Below are 25811 nucleotides of genomic sequence, written 5' to 3' on the forward strand. Positions count from 1 at the left end.
GTGGAATCAACGCAGCCCACCGCGACCGATCGTGCACTCGTCGCGGCAGGCCAGCGGCTGACCGTCACGGTCCCCGGTACGAGTGCCAACCTGGGCCCCGGTTACGACAGCCTTGGCTTGGCCCTGTCCATCTATGACACTTTGACGGTTGAAACCCTTGGCACCGGAGAGCTCGAGTTCGAGCTCTCCGGTGAGGGGGCAGATACCCTCCCCCGCGATGCCAGCCATTTGGTGGTGCGGGCGATCGACCTGGCGCTGGATCGCCTTGGCTTCCAGCGCTCGGGCCTGAAAATTACGGCTGAAAACGTCAATCCCCATGGCCGGGGCCTCGGTTCGTCCGCGTCGGCTGTTGTGGCGGCAGTTACTGCTGCCAACGCCTTGGTTCCGGAGGAATCCCGGCAGGGCCTCGACTGGGTCCTCCAGCTGACCAGTGAGATCGAAGGTCACCCGGACAACGTCGCACCGGCGATTTTCGGCGGACTGGCGCTGTCATGGCAGGACAGCGAGCAGTACAGCAGCACCCGCGCCGATGTGGCGCCCGAGGTTATTCCCGTGGTGGCTGTGCCCGACTACGAACTGTCCACGGAAACTGCCCGCGGTCTGCTTCCTGCATCCGTTGGCCACCACGCGGCAGCCATGAACTCCGGACGCGCAGCCCTGCTCATCCACGCTCTGACAGCGCAGCCTGAGTTCTTGCTGCCGGGCACCGAAGACTACCTTCACCAGAGTTACCGGGCGCAGGCCATGCGTCCCAGTGCGGACCTCATTGCGGCGCTCCGTTCCGCCGGACATGCAGCTGTAGTCTCGGGCGCCGGACCCACCGTGATGGTGCTGGCCAATGGCGAACAAGAAGCCGCGGTTGTTACTGAATTCATCGAGGCGTACACGGCGTCCAACACACCCGATGTCGGTTGGCGTGTGATGACGCTGGCTGTAGACGTTCAAGGTGCTAGAGTGGAAGTGCACCGCCGGTAAAACCGCGGGCAGTTCCCTGATTTTGGATTGCGGCACTTTCGCCGTACCTTTCGTCAACTGTGCCAACGTTGGTGGTGCCGTCTCTTTCCGGCCTCAGGTGCCGCAGATCTTTCTCTGTTCCTGATCAATTGGCCGGCTGTCCGGGTAACTGGATCCAGTGATGACGATCAGTATCCGGCCCTGGTGGCCACAATCCATCAGGCACGGCCAAATCGCAGGCTGCAGATCTGAACTGCAGCCCAGAACAAATCATCGCGTCCAGCTCTCGCTCTGGACGCCGTCGAGGGGGAAGGATCCTTCGTGACAGAAACCACTGAGCTGTCTTCAGCTGTGGACACAACATCTTCTGCTGCCGAGTCGTCAACGGCAGCAACCACCAAGAGCAGCGGGCTTGCGGGCCTTAAGCTTGCCCAGCTTCAGGCTCTCGCGAGCCAGCTGGGCATTTCCGGGGGATCGCGCATGCGCAAGGGAGACTTGGTCTCGGCCATTTCGGCCCACCGCGCAGGTACTCCCACCACGAAGGCTCCCGCTAAGGCCTCAGCCCCGGTCAAGGCCAACGCTGCCGTAGCCAAGGAAGCTCCGGCCGCGGAGGTCAAGGCCTCGGACAACGGCGCCTCTGCCGAGTCGGCTGAAGCCCCGGCCCAGGAAGCCCCGCGTGCCCGTGGACGTGGCCGAAGCCGCCGCGCCACCAGCGACGGCGTCGTAGCGGCGGCTGAAGCCGCATCGGCTCCGGCCGAGCCCGTAGCTGCACCGGTTGCTGATGCACCTGCTTCAGTGGAAACGCCGGAGGCAGGCACTGAACGCCGCCAGCCGCGCACCCGTAACCGCCGCCGTGGCGAAGCAGCCGCAGCCCCCGCTGAGGCATCGGAGGCTCCGGCCGCTGAGCAGCGCACCGAACAGCGCGAACAGCGCGCCGACCGCGCCGAACAGCGCGAACAGCGTGCCGACCGCACCGAGCAGCGCGAACAGCGTGGCGACCGCGCCGAACAGCGCGAACAGCGTGCCGACCGCACCGAACAGCGCGAACAGCGTACTGAACAGCGCGAGCAGGCCGATTCCGGCGAGCAGCGCGACCGCCGCGATAACACCCGTGGCCGCCGTGATGACAACAACGACGGCGAAGACACGGGCAACCGTCGTAACCGCCGGAACCGTCGTGACCGCAACGACCAGAACGACCGCAGCGATCGCCGCGGCGGTCAGGACAGCCGTGACGGGAACACCCGCAGCGACCGTTTCCGTGACCGCAACGAACGCCGCCGTGGCCGTGCCCAGGGACCGGACGTTGACGACGTCGAGGTCACCGAGGACGATGTGCTGCTGCCCGTAGCCGGCATCCTGGACGTCCTGGAGAACTACGCGTTCATCCGTACGTCCGGTTACCTCCCCGGTGCCAACGACGTCTACGTTTCGCTGGCACAGGTCAAGAAGTACAACCTCCGTAAGGGCGACGCCGTCGTGGGTGCCATCCGCGCACCGCGTGATGGCGAAGACCGCAGCCAGCAGTCCGCCCGCCAGAAGTTCAACGCGCTTGTCCGCGTTACTTCCGTCAATGGCAAGACTCCGGAAGAGCTCAAGGACCGCGTCGAGTTCGCAAAGCTCGTCCCGCTGTACCCGTCCGAGCGCTTGCGCCTGGAAACCGACCCCAAGAAGATCGGTCCGCGTGTCATCGACCTCGTGGCTCCGATCGGCAAGGGCCAGCGTGGCCTGATTGTCTCCCCGCCCAAGGCTGGTAAGACCCTCATCCTGCAGTCCATCGCCAACGCCATCACCACCAACAATCCTGAGGTCCACCTCATGATGGTGCTCGTTGACGAACGTCCCGAAGAAGTCACGGACATGCAGCGCACAGTCAAGGGTGAGGTCATTGCCTCCACCTTCGACCGTCCCGCAGACGATCACACCACCGTTGCCGAGCTCTCCATCGAACGCGCCAAGCGCCTCGTGGAAATGGGCATGGACGTGGTAGTCCTCCTGGACTCCATGACCCGCCTGGGCCGCGCCTACAACCTGGCAGCACCGGCCTCCGGCCGCATCCTGTCCGGTGGTGTGGACTCCGCAGCTCTGTACCCGCCCAAGCGCTTCTTCGGTGCTGCCCGCAACATCGAAAACGGCGGCTCGCTCACCATCCTGGCAACGGCTCTCGTGGAGACCGGCTCCAAGATGGACGAAGTGATCTTCGAAGAGTTCAAGGGCACCGGCAACATGGAGCTCCGCCTGTCCCGTCAGCTGGCTGACAAGCGAATCTTCCCGGCTGTGGACGTCAACGCGTCCGGCACGCGCCGCGAAGAGAACCTGCTCTCGCCTGAAGAAGTCAAGATCATGTGGAAGCTGCGCCGCGTCCTCTCCGGACTGGAGCAGCAGCAGAGCCTTGAGCTGCTGACCAACAAGATCCGGGAGACACAGAGCAACGTCGAGTTCCTCATGCAGGTTCAGAAGACGACGCTCGGAGCGAAGTCGGATAACGACAAGTAGCTGTGCTCTAACCGCTCAAAATATGCCGGCCCCGCCCCTACGCCGGGTAGCTTCCGATCTGCGATCGGAAGCTACCCGGCTCCGGCAGGCCCGAAGCCACTCTCTGGCCGGCATATTTTGAGCGGTCTTTGTTTAAGGAATCCTTGGCCCGACACCACGTGAGGTCAGAGACGGCCCAGTGGGCCCCAAATGGGCTGTGCGTGACCACACGATGCAGTTATTAGACTTGTTAGAAGTCGAAAGAGGTTTGAGAATGTTTGAGTCCGTACAGGGATTGCTTGATGAGCATGCTGCTATTCAGGCGCAGTTGAGTGATCCTGCCGTTTATGCTGATCAGTCTGCGGCCAGGAAGTTGGGACGGCGGTCTGCTCAGCTTCAGGGCATTGTGGAGGCTTACAACAAGTGGCGCGGGCTCAACGACGATCTTGAGGCTGCCAAGGAGATGGCTGACGAGGATCCCGAGTTCGCCGCTGAAGTAGTGCAGTTGGAAGAGCAGATCCCCGCAGCTGAGGAACGTCTTCGCCGGCTGCTGATCCCGCGCGATCCTGATGATGCCCGCAACGTGATCCTGGAAGTAAAGGGTGGCGAAGGTGGCGATGAAGCTGCGTTGTTCGCCGGCGACCTCCTGCGCATGTACATGCGCTACGCCGAATCCCGTGGCTGGAAGACCGAAATGATCTCGGCCACCGAATCTGACCTCGGTGGTTACAAGGACGTCTCCGTCGCGATCAAGGGAAACTCCAACGATCCCGCAGAAGGTGTCTTCGCCAGGTTGAAGTTTGAGGGCGGTGTCCACCGTGTACAGCGCGTTCCCGTGACCGAATCGCAGGGCCGTATCCACACCTCCGCTGCAGGTGTACTGGTTCTTCCCGAAGTTGATGAGCCCGAAGAGCTCGAAATCAACCAGAATGACCTCAAGATCGACGTTTACCGTTCTTCAGGTCCCGGTGGCCAGTCCGTGAACACCACTGACTCCGCCGTCCGCATCACCCACTTGCCCACGGGCATTGTCGTGGCGATGCAGAACGAGAAGTCGCAGCTGCAGAACCGTGAAGCCGGCATGCGCGTTCTTCGTGCCAGGCTCCTTGCCCACCAGCAGGAGCAGATCGACGCCGCCAACTCGGAACAGCGCAAGTCGCAGATCCGCACCATGGACCGTTCGGAGCGCATCCGCACGTACAACTTCCCGGAAAACCGGATTGCGGACCACCGCACGGGTTATAAGGCCTACAACCTCGATGCCGTGATGAACGGCGATCTTGAGCCCGTCATCCAGTCGGCCATTGAGGCTGACGAACAGGCGCGCCTGGACGCCATCGGCGAATAGCACACTGCCGCACCTCAACAGCAGAGTAGATCCATGACGTTTTACCCAGGCCAGAGCCTCGCGGACGCAGTTCGCGAGGCTACTGCCATTCTTACCGAGGCGGGCGTGCCCACGCCGCGCGTGGACGCGGAGCTTCTCGCAGAGCACCTCCTGGGAGTCGGCCTTGGCCGGCTTCGCGCGATGCTCCTCGGCAGTGATCCTGCGCCTGAAGGCTATGCGGACCTGGTGGCCGAACGTGCCGCGCGGGTGCCGTTGCAGCACATCACCGGCGTCGCCTATTTCCGGTACCTTGAACTGCGCGTTGGCCCCGGTGTGTTCATACCCCGGCCTGAAACGGAATCGGTGGTCCAGTTGGTCATCGACCACCTGGCAGGAATGCCACATCCCAAAGTAGTGGACCTTGGCACCGGATCCGGCGCGATCGCCGGCTCGATTGCCCACGAGGTCCCGGGTGCCGAAGTCCACGCGGTTGAGTTCAGTACTTTTGCGCACGCGTGGGCCGCGAAGAACCTGGAACCCTTGGGGGTCACGCTCCTGCAGGGCGATCTCAGGGATGCGCTGCCCGAACATAACGGAACCTTCGACGTCGTCGTTTCCAACCCGCCGTACATCCCGGCGGAGGCGATACCCACAGAACCGGAAGTTGCACTCCACGATCCACCCGAGGCACTGTACGGTGGGGGAGCGGACGGCATGGAACTCCCGACGGCGGCAGCAGCCTCTGCGGCGCGGCTCCTGAAACCAGGCGGCTACTTTGTGATGGAACACGCTGAAGTCCAGGCGGCGTGGATCGCGGGGATGCTCCGGGGAACGGGACGTTGGATTGACGTCACCACGCACTTTGACCTGAACGGCAAGGAACGTGCCACCAGCGCACTGCTGGCAAGCGCCGCTCCTGATGAGTGAAAGAATAGGGCTGTGACCACAACCTACAATTGCACTTCCGATGACCAGCGGACTGAAGGCCTTCAGCACGCCCAGCGGGCCATCAGCGAAAAGAAGTGCATCGTGCTTCCCACTGACACTGTTTACGGCATCGGTGCGGACGCCTTTTCACCCCTGGCCGTCACCCTGCTGCTCGCTTCCAAGGGCCGCAGCCGCCAGATGCCCCCGCCGGTGCTGATTCCCCGGATCAATGCCCTGGACGGGCTGGCCACCGATGTACCGGCGGATGCCCGGGCACTCGCGCAGGCTTTCTGGCCCGGTGGACTGACCCTCATTCTGCACGCCCAGCCATTTCTGGACTGGGATTTGGGCGATACCAAAGGCACCGTAGCCCTTAGGATGCCAGACGACGAGATCGCATTGGACCTCCTGAGCCTGACCGGCCCGCTCGCGGTCTCCTCCGCCAACCGCACAGGCCAGGAGGCGGCCCAGACAGCTTCCGAGGCCCGCCTCCAATTGGCTGAATCGGTGGAGGTCTACCTGGAAGGCGGGTTCCGGCCCGTCAAGGGCACCGCAGCGCTGCCGTCCACGATCGTCGATGCCTCGTCCACGCCATTCCGTGTGGTTCGCCAAGGCGCCATCGAGCTTGAACGCCTGCGCGAAATCGTTCCGTCCATCCTTGGTTTTGGGGAAACCCTTGGGGCTGAGGTCCCGGGACAGCAGGCCGAACCCGAGGAAACTGCCTCCGGTGACGCGCAGGGGGACGTATCGGAACCTGACGCCGTTGAACAGGAACCTGCGGCCGTCGAACAGGGACCTGCGGCCGACATCGCGGAACCAGGCGCTACAGTCCAAGCCAAGCCCGAATGATTCCCGACCGCCAACGCGTCCCCGTCCTTGACGTCGACGCCACTCCGCTGCGCGTTGATGAGCTCATCAATGCCATGGGCGGCCTCATTGCAGCGGGCACCACCGCCACGGTGCTGGGTCACAACCTCCACAGCATTACGCTTTTCCACTCCTGCCCGGAGTTCCGCTCCCTCTACCGGGACAGTTCCATTGTCCTGCTGGACGGCGCGCCCGTGGCCTTGCTGTGGGGCCTGGCCCACAGGAAGCAATTACATCCACTCGGCCAAGGAGCCATGGCCTACCGGCTTGGGTCAATGGATTGGATTCCTGACCTCGGGAAAGTGCCCGGCTTGCAGCGCGTGGCAGTGGTTGGCGCCGGTCGTGAGGCCAACACGAAGGCCGTCATGCGGTTGCGGTCCATTGCGCCCGGCGTAACCGTTGACGGAATGCCCGGTGAAGACTGGGATGGCGCCACGGAGGCCGCCGTAGTGAACTGGCTCAGCGACTTCCGTCCGCAACTGGTCCTCCTGGGTTTGGGGATGCCCCTCCAGGAAGCTGTCCTCCAGCGACGACTCGCGGAGTTGCCACCGGCTGTGTACTGCGCAGTTGGAGGGGCCATTGAACAGGTTGCAGGCGTCCAGAAACTCGCTCCACGCTGGCTGGGGCGCCTGGGCCTGGAATGGGCCTGGCGACTGCTGCTCCATCCGGGGCGGGTTGCCTACAGGGTATTTGTTGAACCGTGGAAGCTGGCAGGCCTCTTGATTCGCCGCCGCTTCCAACCATCCAAGACCGAAGGCCAATGAATGACCTCCCAACCCATAGTGGTCGCCGTCGTGGTGACCTACAACCGACGTGAACTTCTTCAGACAACCTTGGCTGGGATCGCCTCTGGCACCCGGGTGCCGGACGTCGTCGTCGTCGTCGACAACGCCTCCACGGACGGAACAGCGGAGTTCCTGCGGACCTACCAGGGGCCGGTGACCACGGACGTGGTGACGTTGAATACCAACGTAGGCGGCGCAGGAGGCTTCGCAGTCGGCATGGAACGCGCAGTCCTTGACCATCGCGCAGACCACGTGTGGATCATGGACGACGACACTGAGCCCCAGCGCCCGGCGCTGCAGGAAGCACTGGACCTTGCCCAGGCATATGGGCAGGACACAGGAGACGTCCCTGGTTTCATCGCCAGCCGGGTTGTGTGGACTGATGGTCGCGACCATCCCATGAACCGTATGCGCCCCCGGATGGCCGCAAGCGAAGAATCCCGAAGCGCGGCTGCCCGACTCGGTGCCACGCAAATCCGGAGCGCTTCGTTCGTTTCGGTCCTCATTCAGGCAGCGGAAATCAGGCGCCACGGACTGCCCATAGCGGACTACTTCATCTGGAACGATGACCTGGAGTACACCGCCAGGGTTTCCCGCAAGGGCATCGCACTGAGCACCAACGCGTCGGTTGCCAACCACCACACGAAAGTCTTTGGTGACGCCGGCGCCGACCCGGGCCCCCGCTTCTATTACGAGGTGCGCAACAAGGTGTGGGTCTACACGCGGTCCAACGCACTGGCGCCGTGGGAAAAGGTGCTCTTCACCGGTGCTTCACTGCGAAACTGGACCCGGACGATCATCGCTTCCAAAAACCGGAAAGTACTGTTGGCAGGACTTTTCAACGGCCTCCGGGACGGCCTTAAGGCCCCGCGACCCAACGCCGAAGTGTTGGCCGGTATCTACGCGCTGCGTGATGTCCGGCAGCCCGTCCGGCAGTAAAAAGCGGTGCTAAGGCAGCTAAACAACTTGGGGTACTGCGGCTGCGTCACAGGCTGGTCACGGCCGATGGCATTAGTATCGTGACAAGAGTCCACGAAAATCCCGCAACATTCGGCAGAGCCGGTGCAGGCATGGCGACGGAGTAGTTCCATTTATCCACAGACAGAATTCCACACCTTGAGCTGCCCGGGATTCCCCGGCATCCAGGCGGGGATCCGGCCACGTTCGCTGACAAGCGCTTCCGATCCAACGGGCGGGCAATTTCCGGGAGCCGCAGCATGATCATGTATCTGCTGATGGCGCTTACGGCTGCCGTGGTGTCCTACGCGGGGACGTGGGGCGCACGCGTGGCCGGCAACAAGCTGCGGCTCTACCGGCCCATCCGCAGCCGCGACATGCACTCCGTGCTGATTTCCAAGCTCGGCGGCCTGGGCATTTTCGCCGGCTTCTTCGTCGCGTTGGTCGTTGCCAGCAATTCCTTCTTCGTCAGGGACATTTTCAGGCACAACGATGCTCCATGGGGGATTCTCGCGGGCGCCGTCGTCATCGTGGCGGTTGGAGTGGCGGACGACATCCTGGACATCCGCTGGTGGATCAAACTGCTCGGACAAGGAGCGGCTGCGCTCATTGTGGCTGTCTGGGGAGTCCGGATGTCCGTCGTCCCGTTCATCCCCGAACCGATCTTCCTGGGCTCCGAGGTGGTCCAGATTGTTCTCACCGCGGGCCTGATTGTCACCACCATGAACGCCGTGAACTTTATCGACGGGCTCGATGGACTGGCAGCAGGGGTGGCAACCATTGGCGGGGGAGCGTTCTTCCTCACCGCCTACTGGGTCCACCGCAACAACCCCTCCACCGACAATTCAGACCTGGCGACACTACTGATGGCCATCCTGGTTGGCAGCTGCATCGGATTCCTGCCCCATAACTGGTTCCCGGCAAAGATCTTCATGGGGGATTCGGGAGCCATGCTGATCGGGCTGCTCATGGCTTCCGCCGGCGTCGTGGCGACGGGACAGATCGGGTCCGGCCTCTACGATCGCGCCAACGGTATCCCCACAGTGGTTCCCATCCTCCTGCCCTTCGCGGTCCTGTCCCTTCCACTCCTGGATCTGGGAATGGCGGTGATCCGGAGGACGGCAAGGGGACAGTCGCCATGGTCCGCCGACCGTGGGCACCTCCATCACAAGCTGGTTGACCTGGGGTACTCGCACCGCACCGCCGTCGTCATGCTGTATGTGTGGACCTGCATCCTTGCGTTCGGCGGCGTCGCCTTCGCTGTATTCCCGTGGCAGGTGGTACTCATCGTTGTCATCGCGGCAGCGCTCGTCATGGCGGCAGTCACGGCGTGGCCCTACTTCACCCGGAACTCGACGCGGCCGGGGGAGCAGTAGATGAAGTCTGGTTAGAGTCACAGTTCTATCTCATGTAGAATTCTTACTGCGGACAGTCACTCGCCCGTAAATCCCCCTTTGAGAAGATGGCACCTGTGCCACAAGGATTGGTATCCCCATGACATCCAACGCCGAAACCGGACGACCGTCCGGTAAACGTAGTGTTGGATCTGTTGGCGACCAGTCTTCGTTGTGGCTCCGGTTGCTCATGCTCAGTGCCGCAGCAGCGGTGGCAGCAACAGCCATAACCTGCGTCATCGCGGCCTTCATGAACGGCGGGCAAGGCGCTCTTTCAGCAGCGTTCGGTTCCGTCCTGGTCATGCTCTTCTTCGGAATCAGCCTCCTGATCGGCCATTTTGTTGGCCGTAACAACCCTTCCGGCGCAGTCGGGCTATTTGTCGCCACGTATTTCATCAAGGTGATCGGATTCGCCGTGGTGCTCTTTGTGCTCGGCGCTCCGGACTGGCTCCACCACCGCTGGTTCCTGATTGGTGCTGTGGTTGCCGTTGTCTTCTGGCAGGCCGCGGAAATCTACGGCTTCAGCAAGGCCCGCCTCCAGATCTACAACGACCCAGCCGAGCAGAAGGACGGTCCGGATGTCTCCGCGTAAGCGCTATTCACGCCCGTCCCTTCCTGCCCAGCAACCTGCCAGCGGCAACGAAACCGGCAACGACGGAAACGACGGCGGATATAACGCCGGTATGGCTGTCTTCAGCTACATCATTGGCGGGATCATTGTCTGGAGTTTGGTAGGCTGGGGTCTGGATAATCTGTGGGGGACCCGCTGGATTGTGCTCCTTGGCGCTCTGCTGGGAGCCGCAGGAGGGTTCTATCTTTCCCATATGCACGGCCTCACCAGGCAAAGCACCACTCCTGGCGAGAGTAACGCAGACAGCGGTCCGTCCACGGACGGGGACAGTAATGCCAAATAATTTCACACGGATGACGAATGCGTCCAACGCGTCCGGACTCCAACCAATGCCCAATGATGGACACAGCAGAGAGGAAACGCGTTGATCGCGCTTGCGCTCCCCGCCCAGGATTCGGGGTCCTTCACCCCACCCGGAATCGACGAAATGCACCTGCCGGCAATCCTGCCTTGGGGTGCGCACGATGGCTTCTCCAAGCAGATGCTGCTGGTGATCCTATCGGTCGTCATTATCGCTACATTCTTTATCCTCGCTGCACGTAAGCAGCAGCTGGTTCCCGGCAAGCTGCAGTTCGCAGGCGAGATGGCCTACGGCTTCGTCCGCAACAGCATCGCCAAGGACATCATCGGCGGCAAGGACTTCATCAAGTATGTTCCGCTGTTGTTCAGCTTGTTCTTCTTTATTTTGGTCAACAACATCTATGGCGCGATCCCCGTCATCCAGCTGCCAAGCTTCTCCCACGTTGGTGGAGCGTACGTGCTGGCAGGCATCGTCTTCTTCACCTGGATCGCAATCGGCGTCAAGAAGAACGGCCTGAAGTACTTCAAGCTCGCAACCGTGCCGTCGGGCATCCCGTGGTACATCCTGCTGATCGTCGTACCGATCGAAATCATCTCGAACTTCCTGGTCCGCCCCGTCACGCACAGCCTCCGTCTGTTCGCGACCATGCTGGCCGGCCACCTGATCGTCATGCTTGCCGGTTCCGGTATCGAGTTCCTGGTTATGCAGGAGAACGTCCTGCTCAAGGGCGCATCGGTCCTGGTCCTCGTTGGTGCCGTGGCGATGTACATGCTCGAAGCGCTGATCATGGCGCTGCAGGCTTACGTGTTCACTTTGTTGACCGCTATTTACATCGAAGGCGCCCTGCACGCCGACAGCCACTAGGCTCCCAAAAACTTCCCCTCGCGGGGATGAAGCAACCCAAACAACCTGCCGCACGGGCGGCATCTTGAAAGGAAGAAAAAATGGAAGGCACCATCAACGGCTCCCTCAACCTCATCGGCTACGGTCTCTCGGCCATCGGCGGTGGTATCGGTGTGGGTCTCGTGTTCGCCGCGTACATCAACGGTGTTGCACGTCAGCCGGAAGCTCAGCGTGTGCTGCAGCCGATCGCGTTCCTTGGTCTGGCACTGACTGAAGCTCTTGCCATCCTCGGCCTCGTCTTCGCTTTCGTTCTTTCCTAATAATAAGAACCCAAGCGAATTCGACGCACGAGTAGATAGGACGGGTGAAATATGAATCAGCTGATCATCTCAGCCGCCACTGAAGGCGAAGCGAAGAGCAACCCGCTCGTTCCCAACGTCTGGGAAATGGGCGTTGTCCTCGTCGGCTTTGCGGTCCTCTTGTACATCGTGGTCAAGTTTGTTGTCCCGATGTTCGAGAAGACCTTCGCAGAGCGCGCCGAAGCAATCGAAGGTGGCATTGCAAAGGCCGAAGCGGCCCAGGCAGAAGCTTCTGCAGCTCTTGAAGAGTACAAGCAGCAGCTCACCGACGCCCGCGCCGAAGCCAACCGCATCCGCGAAGAAGCACGCGCCGAAGGCGCCCAGATCCTTGCGGACCTCAAGGCCAAGGCAGCTGCCGAGTCCGCCCGGATCACCGAGCAGGCACACGCTGCCATCGAATCGGAGCGTCAGGCAGCTGTTGTCTCGCTTCGTTCCGAGGTTGGCACCCTGGCCACCACGCTGGCCGGCCGCATCGTTGGTGAAGCACTCACCGATGACGAGCGCGCTGCACGCGTTGTGGACCGCTTCCTTGCAGATCTGGAGACCCAGAGCGCAGGTGCAGCTAAGTAATGGCAGGTATATCGAGCGAATCGCTGACCACAGCGCTGGCGCAGTTGGAAGCCAAGCTTCCCTTCGCCTCGCTGCAGTTGGCTAAGGACCTCTTCGGAATCCTGGGAACGGTGGACAGCTCGGCTGGCTTGCGCCGCGCCCTGACTGACCCGTCCCGTACCGGAGACGAGAAGTCGGCGCTGGTCAAGCAGCTGGTTGGCGGGAAAGTCTCCGCTGATGCTGCTGAGATTGCGGGCGGGTTGGCCAGCTCACGCTGGGCATCTGCACGCGATATCGGCGATGCACTCGAGACCCTTGCCGCCACGGTGGTCATTGCTGTAGCTGAAAACAAGTCGGCCGTTTCTGCCTCTGGTATCACGGGGCTGGAAGAGCTGGAAAACGATCTGTTTGCTTTCAACCAGGCCGTCGCTTCCAGCCACGAAGTACAACGTGCTTTGTCTGAGCCGCAGGCATCGCCCGCGGCAAAGATCGCACTGGTCGAGAAGCTTGTTCCTGGCATCAGCGAGGAAGCCAAGGTTCTCATCAGCCAGGCAGTGACGCATCCGCGGGGTGTCAGGCCGAGCAAGCTTGTCGAGTCCTTCGCCAAGCTTGCAGCCAAGCGCCAGCAGCGCTGGATTGCAACCGTCAGCGTTACCCGTCCGTTGACGGAAACGCAGGCCAGCCGTCTGCAGGCCGGGCTGAACGCCCTTTACGGCCGCGAACTGAAGGTCAACGTCAATGTCGAACCGGCACTGATCGGCGGAGTCCGCGTCCAGGTAGGTGACGAAGTGCTTGACGCTTCGGTCATAGCCCGCCTGACCGAACTTCGCCGCCAGCTCGCTGGCTAAGCAAAGACAAAGCACAACTTAACTGATATAAATCCCGGTCATCGTGAGCAACGATGATCACGAAAACAGGAGAGCAGGGACTGCAGATGGCCGAATTGACCATCAACGCCGACGACGTCCGTAATGCGTTGAACGAGTTCGCGGCGTCCTACGAACCCGGTAACGCAGAGCGCGTAGAGGTTGGTCGTGTGACCACCGCAAGTGACGGCATCGCCCGTGTTGAGGGTCTTCCCTCGGTCATGGCGAACGAGCTGCTTCGCTTCGAAGATGGCACGCTGGGCCTCGCCCAGAACCTCGACGTCCGCGAGATCGGTGTCATTATCCTCGGTGACTTCACCGGTATTGAAGAAGGCCAGGAAGTTCACCGCACCGGTGAAATCCTGTCCGTTCCGGTTGGCGACGCCTTCCTGGGTCGCGTTGTCGACCCCCTGGGCCAGCCGATCGACGACCTTGGCGAGATCAAGGCAGAGGGCACCCGTGCACTGGAACTCCAGGCACCGGGCGTTACCGAGCGCAAGTCGGTTCACGAACCGATGCAGACCGGCCTCAAGGCTATCGACGCCATGATCCCGATCGGCCGTGGCCAGCGTCAGCTGATCATTGGTGACCGCCAGACCGGTAAGACCGCAATCGCAGTGGACACCATCATCAACCAGAAGGCCAACTGGGCTTCGGGAGATGTCACCAAGCAGGTCCGTTGTGTCTACGTTGGTGTTGGCCAGAAGGCTTCCACCATCGCAGCCGTACGCCAGACCCTTGAGGACCACGGCGCGCTGGAGTACACCACCATCGTGGCGTCCCCGGCATCCGACCCCGCTGGCTTCAAGTACCTGGCACCTTACGCAGGTTCTGCCATCGGCCAGCACTGGATGTACGGCGGCAAGCACGTCCTGGTGATCTTCGATGACCTGTCCAAGCAGGCCGAGGCTTACCGCGCCGTGTCCCTGTTGCTGCGCCGTCCGCCGGGACGCGAAGCCTACCCGGGCGACGTCTTCTACTTGCACTCCCGCCTGCTGGAGCGTTGTGCAAAGCTCTCCGACGAGCTCGGCGCAGGTTCGATGACCGGTCTTCCGATCGTTGAGACGAAGGCGAACGACGTTTCCGCCTACATCCCGACCAACGTGATCTCCATCACCGATGGCCAGATCTTCCTCCAGTCGGACCTCTTCAACGCCAACCAGCGTCCTGCTGTTGACGTTGGTGTGTCTGTGTCCCGCGTTGGTGGTGCCGCACAGGTCAAGTCCATGAAGAAGGTCTCCGGTACTTTGAAGCTGGACCTGGCCCAGTACCGCGACATGCAGGCCTTCGCCATGTTCGCATCCGACCTTGACGCTGCTTCCCGCCAGCAGCTGACCCGTGGTGCCCGCCTGATGGAACTGCTCAAGCAGGGCCAGTACTCGCCGTTCCCGGTCGAGAACCAGGTTGTCTCCATCTGGGCGGGTACCAACGGCTACCTGGATGACGTTCCGGTTGAGGACATCAGCCGTTTCGAGTCCGAGTTCCTGGAGCACCTCAAGCACCAGTCCTCCATCCTGACCACACTGGCCCAGACCAACGTCCTGGATGACGACACCGCTGCTGCACTGAAGGAAGCCATCGTTTCCTTCAAGAAGGGCTTCTTCGGCCAGGGCGACAACCACTTGGTTGGCGCAGGCCACGAAGAGCACGCAGCGATCGCCGGCGGCGACGTCGACCAGGAAAAGATCGTCAAGCAGAAGCGCTAGTTTCGATAACCTGCCCTGCCGGGGTCCGCGAGGGCCCCGGCAGGGCAGCACATCGGGAACATAGGAAAGGATAAGTATGGGAGCCCAGATTCGGGTCTACCGTCAGAAGATCAGCTCGACGACGTCGATGCGCAAGATCTTCAAGGCGATGGAACTGATCGCTACCTCGCGCATCGGTAAGGCCCGCGCACGCGTAGCAGCTTCACTGCCTTACGCGAACGCGATTACCCGCGCCGTTTCTGCTGTCGCAACTCAGAGCGAAATCGATCACCCTCTGACCACGGAACCGGAGCAGATCCGCCGTGCCGCTGTCCTGATTATTACCTCAGACCGCGGCCTTGCAGGATCCTACTCGGCCAGCGTGCTCAAGCAGGCTGAAGGTCTCTTCGAGCTTCTTCACGCAGAAGGCAAGGAAGTCAAGGCGTACCTCGTTGGCCGTAAGGCGCAGGCGTACTTCGATTTCCGCAACCGGTCATACTCCCGTGTATGGACCGGCGGCACGGACGCACCGGAATTCGAAACCGCCCAGGAAGTCGGAGCTGCACTTTTGGAAGACTTCGCCACGGACTTCGAAGAGGGAGGCGTGGACGAGATCCACGTCGTCTACACCCGCTTCAAGTCCATGGTGACGCAGGAACCTACGGTTATCCGTTTGCTCCCGCTGGAGGTCGTCGAAGAGGAAGCAGCCTCGGAGTCCGAGCTGTTGCCGCTGTACGAATTCGAACCGGAAACCGAGCAGGTGCTTGATGCACTGCTCCCGCGTTACATCGAATCCCGCATCTTCGCAGCAATGCTGCAGGCTGCAGCTTCCGAGCTCGCTGCCCGCCAGCGTGCCATGAAGTCGGCCGGTGACAACGCTACGGATCTGATCAAGAAGTACACGCGCCTTCGCAACACGGCCCGCCAAGCCGAAATTACGCAGGAGCTTTCCGAAATCGTGGCCGGCGCCGACGCCCTCGCGTCCTAGCCCGCAGCTGTTTCGGTTGTAAAGCCTTACCTGCAACAACAGATAAACTTAACCCCACGCCATCTACTGAGTGAAGTGAGAGAGATGACTGCCACTGCTACCGAACACGTAGCAACGGCCGGTGCCACCGGCCGCATTGCCCGTGTTATTGGTCCGGTTGTCGACGTCGAATTCCCGGCTGACGCAATCCCGTCGATTTACAACGCTCTGACCACTGAGATCACCCTCAATGGGCAGACCAAGACCATCACGTTCGAGACCTCCCAGCACCTGGGTGACAACCTCGTTCGCGCCATCTCCCTGCAGGCTACCGACGGACTTGTCCGCGGTACCACCGTGCAGGACTCCGGCGCACCGATCTCCGTGCCCGTCGGCGACGGCGTCAAGGGCCACATCTTCAACGTCCTCGGCAAGCCGTTGGACGTCGAAGAGTCCGAGATCAAGGCTGACGCCTACTGGCCGATCCACCGCAAGGCTCCGGCCTTCGCTTCCCTCGAGGGCTCCACGGAGATGCTCGAGACCGGCATCAAGGTCATCGACCTCCTCACCCCGTACATCAAGGGTGGAAAGATCGGTCTGTTTGGTGGCGCCGGCGTCGGCAAGACCGTTCTGATCCAGGAAATGATCACCCGTGTTGCCCGCAACTTCGGTGGTACTTCCGTTTTCGCCGGTGTCGGCGAGCGTACCCGTGAAGGTAACGACCTCTGGGTTGAAATGGAAGAGGCAGGCGTTCTTAAGGACACCGCCCTTGTATTCGGCCAGATGGATGAGCCGCCGGGAACGCGTCTGCGCGTGGCCCTGTCCGCGCTCACTATGGCGGAGTACTTCCGCGATGTCCAGAACCAGGACGTGCTGCTCTTCATCGACAACATCTTCCGCTTCACGCAGGCAGGTTCGGAAGTTTCCACGCTGCTCGGCCGCATGCCGTCCGCTGTGGGCTACCAGCCGAACCTTGCTGACGAGATGGGTCTGCTCCAGGAGCGCATCACCTCCACCAAGGGTCACTCCATCACGTCGATGCAGGCCATCTACGTGCCCGCTGATGACTACACCGACCCGGCTCCGGCAACGACCTTCGCACACCTCGACGCGACCACGGAACTTTCCCGTGAAATCGCATCCCGTGGTCTGTACCCGGCCGTTGACCCGCTGACGTCGACCTCCCGCATCCTGGATCCCCAGTACATCGGCAAGGACCACTACAACACGGCTGTCCGTGTTAAGCAGATCCTGCAGAAGAACAAGGAACTCCAGGACATCATCGCCATCCTTGGTGTTGACGAACTGTCCGAAGAGGACAAGATCGTCGTGTCGCGTGCACGTCGCATCCAGCAGTTCCTCTCCCAGAACACCTACACCGCCAAGCAGTTCACCGGCGTCGAAGGCTCCACCGTGTCCATCAAGGACACCGTCGAAGGCTTCACGGCTATCTGCGACGGCGAGCTGGACCACATCGCAGAGCAGGCGTTCTTCAACGTCGGCGGCCTGGATGATGTCGAGCGCAACTGGGCCAAGATCCAGGAACAGACCAAGTAGTATGGCTGAGCTCGAGGTTGAGATTGTCGCGGCGGACCACTTTGTGTGGTCCGGAGCGGCCAAGATGGTGAAGGCCCGCACCAGCGATGGTGAAATCGGAATCCTGCCGGGCCACTCGCCCCTTTTGGCCATCCTGGCCGAGGGCGAGCTGGCAATCCAGCCGGTTTCCGGTGACCGGATCGCTGTAGTTGTTGACGGTGGGTTCTTCTCCGTGGACAACGATCGCGTGGTCATTGTTGCTGACAACGCCAAACTGGGCGAAGCGGCTACAGCGGGGATCCGATAGCACGACCTTGATGGACGATTCCCTTTTTCCGTTCATCGCCCTGGCAACAGCGTTTACGTTGCTGATCATTTCACTGTGCCTTCTGGGGGTGCGCCGCTTCAATCTGCGGCGTGCCCTCGGCACGGTAGACGCCTCCATTTGCATGGCTGGAAACAGCTGGCAGATGGGGGTTTGTCGTTATCAGGACAATGAGCTTGAGTGGTTCCGCTTAATGTCGCTCAGTGTGATTCCCAAGTACAAGTTCACCCGCAGCTCACTGGAGCTGCTCGGGCGGCGCCAACCGACTGAGGACGAACTCGTGAGGGTTCAACCCGGCGTCGTGGTGGTCGAATTGCAGTATGAAGGCACCAAGTTCATGCTTGCCATGAACTTTGATGCCTATGCAGGACTTTCGTCCTGGCTGGAGGCCGGACCGGTCATCGGCGTGGGAACCTGGCGATAGGCGACATGGACTTCCTTTCGGATGTCAGCCTGGTTGATGGGCCCTTCATGTGGTTCTGCGTCGGATTCGGGGCTGTTGGGGGCTTGTACCTGCTGTGGCGCCGCCAGCGGTCCTGGCCTGTCGTAGTGGTTGCCTGCCTTCTCCTGTCCGTAGGTGTAGTGGCCCTGGTCCATTGGATCCTGATTGACCTCACGGCATCGTTCTCGGAGAACCTGCCCTTTGAGACGTTGGTCTGGTCTGTCCTTGCAGTCACAGCCCTGCTCCTGAGCATTGCCCGCCTTCCACGAAACGGCGCCAAAAGTCGCTTGCTGGGTTGTGTGGCAATGTTGGGCGTGGTTCTCCTGTGCGTTGCCCAGGTAAATCTTTACTTCGGACTCAACAAGACTGTGGCCGATTTGCTCGGCACGGCCGTGGCGCGGATACAGCCGCTGGAGCCAAGCCTCCAACGGTCAGCAGGCAGTGTGCCCGGTCCGTCGCTGAGTGCATGGAAAGCTCCTGATTCCCTGCCTGGAGGCGGAGTCCTCCGCAAAGCCCACATTCCCGGTACGGCTTCAGGCTTCGATGCCCGGGACGCCTACATTTATCTGCCCCCTGCTTACCTGTCGTCCCCGCGGCCCAGCCTTCCTGTGTTCATACTTTATGCGGGACAGCCCGGCGGCCCTACCGACTGGTTGAGTGGCGGGAGGCTTCGGGCGCTCCTGGACCGCTTTGCTGCGGACCACGGGGGATTGGCGCCAGTGACGGTCGTGGTGGATCCCAATGGATCGGCCAATGCCAACACCATGTGCATGGACAGCAACATCGCCCACGCCGACACGTACCTGTCCCAGGATGTGCCAGCCTGGATCAGCAGCACTTTGGACGTCTCCACTGACCACAGGCAATGGGCAGTTGGCGGATTCTCTTTCGGTGGCACCTGCGCCCTGCAAATGGGAACCCTGCACCCGAACCTGTTTCCTTCCGTTGTTGCGTTCTCCGCCGAGCGCGAGCCGGCCCTTGCCAAGGATCGGGGCAAGACGATTGCGGACTCCTTCGGCGGCGATGTTGAAGCTTTTGAGTCCAGGACGCCCTTGGTTCTGATGGCTGAACGCAGGTTTTCCGGCAGCGGGGTGTATCTGGTTTCCGGTGAAGCGGACCACGAGTTCACGGCATACATGCATGAACTGGCAGATGCGGCCCGGAATTCGGGATTCGACACCCATGAGCAGTCCATCGCCCATGCCGGACACTCCTGGGACGCCGTGATCGAAGGGATGCCAGGGGCGCTTGGATTCCTGGCCAAGCGGTGGGGAATGCCAGAGTGAGCCTCGCCCTGAGCCGTATGGTGTTGCCAGCCATCAGGCAAGCTGGCAGGCACCTGCGTTCGACACCTTTCACCCTCTTTGCCCTGGTGCTTTTTGTCGTGCTCTCCATAGCGTCCGGAAGCCTGCTGATGGGCCCGCCGGAGCCGTGGCTTCCAGTGGCCGGTGTTTCACTGGCTGGGCTCAAGGCTGGGGAGTGGTGGTCCATCTGGACCTCCCTCTTCTTCACCACCAACCCCCTCGCCTACGTCACAGCCATTCTCATGATGCTCTTCCTGCTTGGTTTGGCCGAACGGCGCTTCGGACCACTCAAGACGGCAGGGGTTTTTTTGGGCGGCCAGTTCGCCTGCGTTTCCGCGTTCTTGCTGGTCACCCAAATTGCCCGCCAAGCTGACGACGGCTGGTTGTCGCGCATGGCCGACACCCGGTTGATTGGTCCTTACGGCGCCATCCTGGCTACGGCCATGGCAGCGAGTGCGCTTCTTCCCACCCTGTGGCAGCGACGCCTGCGGACGGTGACGCTATCCATTTCATTGCTCCTGCTGCTGTATGTTGGCCACGCAGAGACGGTCGTGGGGTTCCTCGGTGCGCTGATTGGCCTCGCCGCCGGATGGTGGATGCAGAGCAGCCAGGGCCATCTTTATCTCTACCGTTCCACGGGCAGGGAAGTACGTAACCTGCTTTCCTTGACCATGGCGATTTTCGCCGTGGGGCCAATCGTGACGGCTGTTGCCAACAGCCCCTCTGGCCCGCTGTCCTTGCTTCGTGATGTCATCCTGAACCCCTTGCCCACCCTGAGCCAGCTGGAAACCAGCTGTGGCGGAACAATCGACGTCGCGTGCCTTGAATCGGGACGGCAAGCGTACACGGGACCTTTCGGACTGGCGCTGGCTGTGGTGCCGGTAGTGCTCCTGCTCATTTGCGCGGACGGAATGCGGCGGGGCCGCCGGCTGGCCCTGGGGATTGCCATCGGAGTGCAGCTGGTAGTGGTCGCGTTGTCGGCAATCTACCTGGCCCTCTTCGCCGGAATGCCGCGGGTGCAGGGACGTCCTCACGTGGGGATGCTGAACTCGGCCGTGGTACATCTGATTCCGCTGGTACTCGTTCCCTTGGTACTTGCGCTCCTGATGTTCGTATACCGGGGGCACTTCAAGGTGGGGTCTTCGGAGCGACTACGCCGGAAGGTTTTTTGGTGGGTGGGGTTGACGGGCGGTGCGCTCATCCTTGCCTACACAACGGTGTGGCTGGCGTCGGGCGGCATGGATCGCGACGGTGGACTGCTTGGTTTGGCGGCTGAACTCGCCCGCCAGTACCTTCCGGTCCCACTGCCGGGCGTCTACCGCAAGGTCTTTGCCGACCGTGACGTCCTTGAAGTCTTCCTTTTTTCCTACTCCGGCACAGTCTTTTGGCTCGTCGCGCTGGCGGGGGTCTGGGTCCTCCTGGTGCGTGGGCACCTGGCTGGAGGGTTGGACCACCAATCACGTCAAAAGGCCCGGGCGTTGGCGAAGCAAGGCGGCGATTCGTTGTCATGGATGGCGCTGTGGGAGCCCAACAAGTACTGGTTCACGGCAGATGTCAGCGGGGGAGTTGCCTACCAGCAACACGGCCACGTAGCGCTGACGCTCGCCGGACCCCTTGGCGCGGCAGAGCACCACGTAGCTACGGCTGAGGGCTTCCTTGAGTTCTGCTCCCAGCACGCCCTGATCCCGTGCTTCTACTCCTGCACCGATGAGCTATGGCCCATGCTGCAGTCCAAGGGTTTTCGCAGGGTCGCGGTGGCCCAGGAAACCCGTCTCCGCATCAGGGACCTGGAGTTCCGGGGCAAGGAGTGGCAGAACGTCCGGACGTCCCTCAACCGCGCAGCAAAACGCGGCATCAAAGCCAGTTGGGGCCGCTATTCGGAGCTGCCGCACGGAGTCCGCGCCCAGGTCAGCGAGGTCTCCGAAGAGTGGGCTGCGCAGAAGAAGATTCCCGAGATGGGCTTCACACTCGGTGGCCTGGACGAGTTGGAGGACGACGACGTTCTCTGCTGCGTGGCCGTGGACGAGGCGGGTTATGTCTACGGGGTGACCAGTTGGCTGCCGGTGCACCAGAACGGGAAGGTTGTTAGCTGGACGCTGGACTTCATGCGGCGACGCGGCGATGCCTTTCCCGGAGTGATGGAGTTCCTCATAGCCTCGGCCGTACTGCATTTGCGCGACTCCGTGGAAGTCATCTCGTTGTCGGGCTCGCCCCTTGCCAGTGACAAGGGCGAAATCGAGCAGCAGGCGAAAGGCCTTGCCGGAATTCTCGACGCCGTGGGACAGGCACTGGAACCGGTTTATGGATTCCGGTCATTGGCATCCTTTAAGTCACGATTCCAACCTGAGTACCGGTCCTTGTACATGTATTACCAAGACCCGCTGCACCTTCCCGCAATGGGACGTGCGCTGAGCCGCGCGTATCTGCCGGGATTGTCGGTACGACATTCTGCAAGGCTTCTTCGAACATTGGTTGGTTGAATTGTCAACGCCTATTGGTGGAGGCTTTTCTTAAATGCGTTGACCCCGGCTGGTAAGCCGGGGCCAACGGTGTTGTTCCTGCCGGAAGCAGAATTCAACAGGTAATGCTAGACGACAGTAACGCCGGTTGCCTGGGGGCCCTTGGCGCCCTGGCCGATCTCGAACTGAACGCGCTGGTTCTCATCGAGGGTCTTGAAGCCACCGGTCTGGATCTCGGAGTAGTGAACGAAAACGTCCCCATCCGAGTCATCCGGGGTGATGAAGCCGAAGCCCTTTTCAGCGTTGAACCACTTGACGGTTCCCAGTGCCATGTATTTCTCCTCATTATGGAAAAGCAGTCCGATACACCTCGTACCGGCTTTGTTACTCCGCGAGAAGACCATGGATTCCCGCCAGGCCCGGCCCGGCTGGTTTCGCAGGAGCTTCACGCTCGCAACTCGTCTTGCGAGCATGAAAACCACCTACACAAAGACTGCTACAACACTTTCATGCGGCCTGCCGGAGGTCAACGGTCTTTTGGGCAATTCGGGAAAATTTTCGGTAAAAAGAAGGTAACGCCGACCTTTGAATTCACATGCCGTCATTACTGGTGCAACCACTGACCGTTTCGAAGGACGCCGGTGAGTTCCAGGTCGGCATTGGTGACAACCACGTCGGCACGCAATCCGCGGCGCAGCCCGCCAATTTCATCGGATAGTCCCAGGACTGCGGCGGGGACCGCTGTTGCCGAACAGAGGGCGTCAGGAAGTGCGACGCCGGCTGCCACCGTTTTGCGGACCACTTCAAGAAGGGTTGCGGTGCCACCCGCAATGGATCCGGTCGCATCCAGTGTTGCTACTCCGCCGCTGACGGTCACGGGCGACGGGCCGAGCATGTAGTTTCCATCCGAGAGGCCGGCTGCCGCCATTGAATCAGTCACAAGGACAATGTTGGCGGCACCGACCAGCTGGAAAACGGTCGCCACAGTGTCTGGGTCGAGGTGGGTGCCGTCCGCGATGAGCTCCACAACGGCCTTGCCTGACTGGGCCATGCGCAGGCAGGCGGCGACAGGGCCGGGTGAGCGGTGATGGAGGGGTGGCATCCCGTTGAAAAGGTGCGTCACCGTGGGAAGCGAGCTGACGCCGTCGAACCCTGCCAGCTCAAGCCCCTCCCGGGCCGCAGCCAGCGACGCCGCCGCAGTGGCGTCGTCACAGTCGGTGTGTCCCAGCGATGGTGTGACGCCGTGGGACGTCATCAGGTCCACCAGCGCTCCGGCTCCGGGAAGCTCCGGGGCGTAGGTCATGGTGGCGAGCTTGCCATCGGCGGCGCCGACCAGCTCAGCCATGAGTTCGAGGTCAGGGTCCAGCAGGAAGTCGGGATTTTGGGCGCCACAGCGGGCATGGGAGAGGAAAGGGCCTTCGAGGTGGATGCCGGCCACGAGCCCCTCGTCCACCAGCTTCACGTACAGTTCTATGCCACGAAGCAGGTCTTCCCGGGGCGCTGTGACCATGCTGGCGAGGAAAGTGGTGGTACCGGAGCGGTGCAGGAAGTCCACGGCTTTACGTGCCGACGCCTCATCGCCTCCCGGGAAATCTCCACCGTTTCCGCCGTGGCAGTGCACATCGACAAGGCCAGGAATGAGGTAGCTGCCGCTGGGAACGCCAAGTCGGACAGCGCTCTGGAAGCCCTCATAGGCCTCGGGATCAAAACCCCCGGCAGGACCCGCATAGGCGATCCTGTCGCCGTCGATGGCAAGAAGGCCGTCTTCCACCATCTCGCCGTCGCTGACAAGCGTTCCTTTGATGATCTGATGGCTCGGAGCGGAGGAAGTGGCGGCAGTCATGGTTTCGATTCTAGTGGCCCAACGCACAGTCCCCCGAAGGGAGGGGATCAGAAGAGGCGGGATTCGCTGTCATCCACACCGCGCATCGCGTCATAATCCAACGTGACGCAGTCGATACCGCGGTCGTTGGCAAGGACTTTGGCCTGCGGCTTGATTTGTTGGGCGGCGAAAATACCGCGCACGGGTGCCAGCAGGGGATCGCGGTTGAGCAGTTCAAGATAACGGGTCAACTGTTCGACGCCGTCGATGTCGCCGCGCCGTTTGAGTTCGATGGCAACCGTGGCTCCGTTGGCATCCCTGGCCAGAATGTCCACGGGACCGATGGCGGTGAAGTACTCGCGGCGAATCAGGGAGTAGCCCGTTCCGAGGGTTTCGATCTGCTCGGCAAGCAGCCGCTGGAGGTCCGCTTCCACGCCGTCCTTGATCAGGCCGGGGTCGGTTCCGAGCTCATGGGACGTGTCGTGGAGTTGCTCGTAAATGTTGATGATGAGGCGGTCGTCGGTTTTGGCTGATTGAACGGTCCACTGCTCCACCACGCCTTCTTCAACCTCGGTCTCTTCGGGTGACGTCACCCGGAGCGTGGCGGGAGGGCTCATCCAGTTCAGCGGTTTGTAGGAACCGCCGTCCGAGTGCACCAGCACTGAGCCGTCCGCCTTGACCAGCAGCAGCCGGGTAGCGAGGGGGAGATGGGCCTTAAGGCGGCCAACGTAATCAACAGAACAACGGGCTATGACGAGTCGCACCCGCCCCACAATACCGCCTGGGACCTGGTGGCTGGGGCAGAATGGAACCATGCCCCGCTCCAACCGCCCCCGTCGCAACGCGTCCGGTACACGCTCGGGCGGCAACGGCGGCAAGTGGACTGAGCCGGTGCCCGAACTTGACCTGGAGCGCGCCCGCAGCGGCATTGCGCGGCGCGAGAGCGCACCTGACGGGGACTGGATGGTGCGGACCATGACGGCCAAGAAGGCAGAGAAGGAATACATCTGCCCGGGTTGCTCCACGGCGATCCTGCCGGGCATCGCCCATCTGGTGGTGTGGTCTGACAGCCATTTGTTCGGACAGGCAGCCGGCCTGGCCGAACGCCGTCACTGGCACACCAACTGCTGGACGTCGCGGACTTACCGCTACCGCTGATTCGAATAGGCTTGGACGCATGACTTTCGATCCCGCCTCGCTTGTTTTCACGCCACAGGACGCACCATCCGAGATCCGCGCTTCAACGATCCTGCCTGCCCGGCGCGAAAATATCGAGTTCACCACCGAGGACGGCAAAGTCCTGCGCGGGGAACTCGCGCTTCCCGAATCCGGTGAAATCGCCGCTACCTTGATCACCCTGCATCCGTTGCCGACCCACGGTGGGTTCATGGACTCCCATGTCTACCGCAAGGCGTCCTACAGGCTTCCGGCGTTGGCCGGCGTTGCAGTGCTGCGGTTCAACACCCGTGGCACGCAGTCGCCGCGGGGGACAAGCGACGGACAATTCGAGGAAGGCATCGGTGAGCGTTACGACGTTGAAGCGGCGGTGCGGTTTGCCGTGGATCGTGGCCTGCCGAACCGCTGGCTGATCGGCTGGTCCTTTGGTACCGAACTCGCCCTGATGTACGGCGCGGTGGAGCCGGTCGCTTCACAGATCCAGGGAGCTGTGCTGTTGTCGCCCCCGCTGCATCGTGCCACTGATGTCCACCTCAAAGAGTGGGCATCTTCCGGGAAGCCGCTGACAGTCCTGGTGCCCGAGCACGATGACTATCTGCAACCTGCCGAGGCAGCGCAGCGCTTCAGCCTGGTTCCGCAGGCCCGGTTGGTCGGCGTCGACGGTGCCAAGCACCTCTGGGTGGGCGAGAAGTACGCGGCGCGCGTCCTGGATGAAATTGTCGACGACGTCACTTCCGCGGGTGCCGGAGTGGACGGCCTGCCACGCCAGTGGGCGGGGCCGGTCGCCAGCGCCTGACCCGGTGGCCAGCGCCTGACTGGGTGGTTATGCAGAGAATGCCCCTAAACCCGAGGGTTTAGGG

The 25811-nt window shown here is 61.8% G+C and carries 26 protein-coding genes; 23 read left to right on the forward strand and 3 right to left on the reverse strand.

Annotated elements, in window-relative coordinates; genetic code table 11:
* The 21 genes from thrB to QRM57_RS13820 all read left to right on the forward strand — a co-directional run bounded on the left by thrB (position 1) and on the right by QRM57_RS13820 (position 21974).
* Complete coding sequence (gene thrB, locus QRM57_RS13720) at positions 1-975, forward strand: homoserine kinase (RefSeq protein WP_284987031.1); 975 nt, start codon at positions 1-3, stop codon at positions 973-975.
* 300 nt (positions 976-1275) lie between these two features.
* The gene (gene rho / locus QRM57_RS13725) at positions 1276-3450 is read left to right on the forward strand and encodes a transcription termination factor Rho (RefSeq protein ID WP_284987032.1); all 2175 of its coding nucleotides are present in this window, start codon (positions 1276-1278) and stop codon (positions 3448-3450) included.
* 253 nt (positions 3451-3703) lie between these two features.
* Positions 3704-4777, forward strand: a complete 1074-nt coding sequence (gene prfA / locus QRM57_RS13730) for a peptide chain release factor 1 (protein WP_235521614.1) — start codon at positions 3704-3706, stop codon at positions 4775-4777.
* 33 nt (positions 4778-4810) lie between these two features.
* Complete coding sequence (gene prmC, locus QRM57_RS13735; RefSeq protein WP_284987033.1) at positions 4811-5683, forward strand: peptide chain release factor N(5)-glutamine methyltransferase; 873 nt, start codon at positions 4811-4813, stop codon at positions 5681-5683.
* Positions 5684-5695: 12 nt separating this feature from the next.
* Positions 5696-6532 (forward strand): L-threonylcarbamoyladenylate synthase, encoded by an 837-nt coding sequence (locus tag QRM57_RS13740; RefSeq protein ID WP_284987034.1) that lies wholly within the window; start codon positions 5696-5698, stop codon positions 6530-6532.
* Positions 6529-7314 (forward strand): WecB/TagA/CpsF family glycosyltransferase, encoded by a 786-nt coding sequence (locus tag QRM57_RS13745; RefSeq protein WP_284987036.1) that lies wholly within the window; start codon positions 6529-6531, stop codon positions 7312-7314. Before QRM57_RS13740 ends, QRM57_RS13745 begins: the two co-directional genes overlap by 4 nt.
* Complete coding sequence (locus QRM57_RS13750) at positions 7315-8274, forward strand: glycosyltransferase (RefSeq protein WP_284987037.1); 960 nt, start codon at positions 7315-7317, stop codon at positions 8272-8274.
* Positions 8275-8552: 278 nt separating this feature from the next.
* The gene (locus QRM57_RS13755; protein ID WP_235521609.1) at positions 8553-9668 is read left to right on the forward strand and encodes an MraY family glycosyltransferase; all 1116 of its coding nucleotides are present in this window, start codon (positions 8553-8555) and stop codon (positions 9666-9668) included.
* Positions 9669-9786: 118 nt separating this feature from the next.
* Positions 9787-10278 (forward strand): Cg1360 family ATP-synthase-associated protein, encoded by a 492-nt coding sequence (locus tag QRM57_RS13760; protein WP_284987038.1) that lies wholly within the window; start codon positions 9787-9789, stop codon positions 10276-10278.
* Complete coding sequence (locus tag QRM57_RS13765; protein WP_257369142.1) at positions 10265-10600, forward strand: hypothetical protein; 336 nt, start codon at positions 10265-10267, stop codon at positions 10598-10600. Before QRM57_RS13760 ends, QRM57_RS13765 begins: the two co-directional genes overlap by 14 nt.
* Positions 10601-10681: 81 nt before the next feature.
* Positions 10682-11482 (forward strand): F0F1 ATP synthase subunit A, encoded by an 801-nt coding sequence (gene atpB / locus QRM57_RS13770; protein WP_211711545.1) that lies wholly within the window; start codon positions 10682-10684, stop codon positions 11480-11482.
* 80 nt (positions 11483-11562) lie between these two features.
* Positions 11563-11781 (forward strand): ATP synthase F0 subunit C, encoded by a 219-nt coding sequence (gene atpE, locus QRM57_RS13775; RefSeq protein ID WP_011775261.1) that lies wholly within the window; start codon positions 11563-11565, stop codon positions 11779-11781.
* Between the two features lie 51 nt (positions 11782-11832).
* Positions 11833-12390, forward strand: coding sequence for a F0F1 ATP synthase subunit B (locus QRM57_RS13780; protein ID WP_257369141.1), 558 nt, complete (start codon positions 11833-11835; stop codon positions 12388-12390).
* Positions 12390-13217: a F0F1 ATP synthase subunit delta gene (locus tag QRM57_RS13785; protein ID WP_284987039.1), complete on the forward strand. Its 828-nt coding sequence runs from the start codon at positions 12390-12392 to the stop codon at positions 13215-13217. Before QRM57_RS13780 ends, QRM57_RS13785 begins: the two co-directional genes overlap by 1 nt.
* 86 nt (positions 13218-13303) lie before the next feature.
* Complete coding sequence (gene atpA, locus QRM57_RS13790; RefSeq protein WP_211711786.1) at positions 13304-14941, forward strand: F0F1 ATP synthase subunit alpha; 1638 nt, start codon at positions 13304-13306, stop codon at positions 14939-14941.
* 76 nt (positions 14942-15017) lie between these two features.
* On the forward strand, positions 15018-15908 hold the full coding sequence (locus tag QRM57_RS13795) for a F0F1 ATP synthase subunit gamma (protein WP_257369139.1): 891 nt from the start codon (positions 15018-15020) through the stop codon (positions 15906-15908).
* An 84-nt stretch (positions 15909-15992) separates the two neighbouring features.
* Positions 15993-17444 (forward strand): F0F1 ATP synthase subunit beta, encoded by a 1452-nt coding sequence (atpD, locus tag QRM57_RS13800; protein ID WP_144649785.1) that lies wholly within the window; start codon positions 15993-15995, stop codon positions 17442-17444.
* A 1-nt stretch (position 17445) separates the two neighbouring features.
* Positions 17446-17730, forward strand: coding sequence for a F0F1 ATP synthase subunit epsilon (locus QRM57_RS13805; RefSeq protein ID WP_026540143.1), 285 nt, complete (start codon positions 17446-17448; stop codon positions 17728-17730).
* Positions 17731-17740: 10 nt separating this feature from the next.
* Positions 17741-18172, forward strand: coding sequence for a DUF2550 domain-containing protein (locus QRM57_RS13810; protein WP_235521603.1), 432 nt, complete (start codon positions 17741-17743; stop codon positions 18170-18172).
* Positions 18173-18177: 5 nt separating this feature from the next.
* Complete coding sequence (locus QRM57_RS13815; RefSeq protein ID WP_284987040.1) at positions 18178-19476, forward strand: alpha/beta hydrolase; 1299 nt, start codon at positions 18178-18180, stop codon at positions 19474-19476.
* Complete coding sequence (locus QRM57_RS13820; RefSeq protein WP_284987041.1) at positions 19458-21974, forward strand: DUF2156 domain-containing protein; 2517 nt, start codon at positions 19458-19460, stop codon at positions 21972-21974. Before QRM57_RS13815 ends, QRM57_RS13820 begins: the two co-directional genes overlap by 19 nt.
* A gap of 107 nt (positions 21975-22081) precedes the next feature.
* Here QRM57_RS13820 and QRM57_RS13825 read toward each other — a convergent pair whose 3' ends face one another.
* From QRM57_RS13825 to nucS, 3 genes are all read right to left on the reverse strand, one after another.
* Positions 22082-22285, reverse strand: coding sequence for a cold-shock protein (locus tag QRM57_RS13825; protein ID WP_018776337.1), 204 nt, complete (start codon positions 22283-22285; stop codon positions 22082-22084).
* Between the two features lie 272 nt (positions 22286-22557).
* Positions 22558-23796 (reverse strand): N-acetylglucosamine-6-phosphate deacetylase, encoded by a 1239-nt coding sequence (locus QRM57_RS13830; RefSeq protein ID WP_284987042.1) that lies wholly within the window; start codon positions 23794-23796, stop codon positions 22558-22560.
* A gap of 47 nt (positions 23797-23843) precedes the next feature.
* Positions 23844-24539: an endonuclease NucS gene (gene nucS / locus QRM57_RS13835; protein ID WP_235521599.1), complete on the reverse strand. Its 696-nt coding sequence runs from the start codon at positions 24537-24539 to the stop codon at positions 23844-23846.
* Positions 24540-24588: 49 nt separating this feature from the next.
* Here nucS and QRM57_RS13840 point away from each other — a divergent pair, with 49 nt between their 5' ends.
* The gene (locus tag QRM57_RS13840) at positions 24589-24933 is read left to right on the forward strand and encodes an Rv1322 family protein (protein ID WP_257369134.1); all 345 of its coding nucleotides are present in this window, start codon (positions 24589-24591) and stop codon (positions 24931-24933) included.
* 19 nt (positions 24934-24952) lie between these two features.
* Complete coding sequence (locus QRM57_RS13845) at positions 24953-25747, forward strand: alpha/beta hydrolase (protein WP_284987043.1); 795 nt, start codon at positions 24953-24955, stop codon at positions 25745-25747.
* The last annotated feature ends 64 nt before the right edge of the window (positions 25748-25811 follow it).

The sequence above is a fragment of the Arthrobacter sp. fls2-241-R2A-172 genome, assembly GCF_030208885.1.
Lineage (GTDB): Bacteria > Actinomycetota > Actinomycetes > Actinomycetales > Micrococcaceae > Arthrobacter.

What these genes read in the sequence shown, in the direction of transcription:
- QRM57_RS13755 (WP_235521609.1), top strand. Translation starts at nt 8,553, where the DNA reads ATGATCATGTATCTGCTGATGGCGCTTACGGCTGCCGTGGTGTCCTAC.
- QRM57_RS13750 (WP_284987037.1), top strand. Translation starts at nt 7,315, where the DNA reads ATGACCTCCCAACCCATAGTGGTCGCCGTCGTGGTGACCTACAACCGA.
- prmC (WP_284987033.1), top strand. Translation starts at nt 4,811, where the DNA reads ATGACGTTTTACCCAGGCCAGAGCCTCGCGGACGCAGTTCGCGAGGCT.
- QRM57_RS13785 (WP_284987039.1), top strand. Translation starts at nt 12,390, where the DNA reads ATGGCAGGTATATCGAGCGAATCGCTGACCACAGCGCTGGCGCAGTTG.
- QRM57_RS13845 (WP_284987043.1), top strand. Translation starts at nt 24,953, where the DNA reads ATGACTTTCGATCCCGCCTCGCTTGTTTTCACGCCACAGGACGCACCA.
- QRM57_RS13830 (WP_284987042.1), bottom strand. Translation starts at nt 23,796, where the DNA reads ATGACTGCCGCCACTTCCTCCGCTCCGAGCCATCAGATCATCAAAGGA.
- QRM57_RS13805 (WP_026540143.1), top strand. Translation starts at nt 17,446, where the DNA reads ATGGCTGAGCTCGAGGTTGAGATTGTCGCGGCGGACCACTTTGTGTGG.
- QRM57_RS13780 (WP_257369141.1), top strand. Translation starts at nt 11,833, where the DNA reads ATGAATCAGCTGATCATCTCAGCCGCCACTGAAGGCGAAGCGAAGAGC.
- atpE (WP_011775261.1), top strand. Translation starts at nt 11,563, where the DNA reads ATGGAAGGCACCATCAACGGCTCCCTCAACCTCATCGGCTACGGTCTC.
- QRM57_RS13840 (WP_257369134.1), top strand. Translation starts at nt 24,589, where the DNA reads ATGCCCCGCTCCAACCGCCCCCGTCGCAACGCGTCCGGTACACGCTCG.
- prfA (WP_235521614.1), top strand. Translation starts at nt 3,704, where the DNA reads ATGTTTGAGTCCGTACAGGGATTGCTTGATGAGCATGCTGCTATTCAG.
- atpA (WP_211711786.1), top strand. Translation starts at nt 13,304, where the DNA reads ATGGCCGAATTGACCATCAACGCCGACGACGTCCGTAATGCGTTGAAC.
- QRM57_RS13825 (WP_018776337.1), bottom strand. Translation starts at nt 22,285, where the DNA reads ATGGCACTGGGAACCGTCAAGTGGTTCAACGCTGAAAAGGGCTTCGGC.
- QRM57_RS13760 (WP_284987038.1), top strand. Translation starts at nt 9,787, where the DNA reads ATGACATCCAACGCCGAAACCGGACGACCGTCCGGTAAACGTAGTGTT.
- QRM57_RS13745 (WP_284987036.1), top strand. Translation starts at nt 6,529, where the DNA reads ATGATTCCCGACCGCCAACGCGTCCCCGTCCTTGACGTCGACGCCACT.
- QRM57_RS13815 (WP_284987040.1), top strand. Translation starts at nt 18,178, where the DNA reads ATGGACTTCCTTTCGGATGTCAGCCTGGTTGATGGGCCCTTCATGTGG.
- QRM57_RS13795 (WP_257369139.1), top strand. Translation starts at nt 15,018, where the DNA reads ATGGGAGCCCAGATTCGGGTCTACCGTCAGAAGATCAGCTCGACGACG.
- QRM57_RS13810 (WP_235521603.1), top strand. Translation starts at nt 17,741, where the DNA reads ATGGACGATTCCCTTTTTCCGTTCATCGCCCTGGCAACAGCGTTTACG.
- QRM57_RS13765 (WP_257369142.1), top strand. Translation starts at nt 10,265, where the DNA reads ATGTCTCCGCGTAAGCGCTATTCACGCCCGTCCCTTCCTGCCCAGCAA.
- atpD (WP_144649785.1), top strand. Translation starts at nt 15,993, where the DNA reads ATGACTGCCACTGCTACCGAACACGTAGCAACGGCCGGTGCCACCGGC.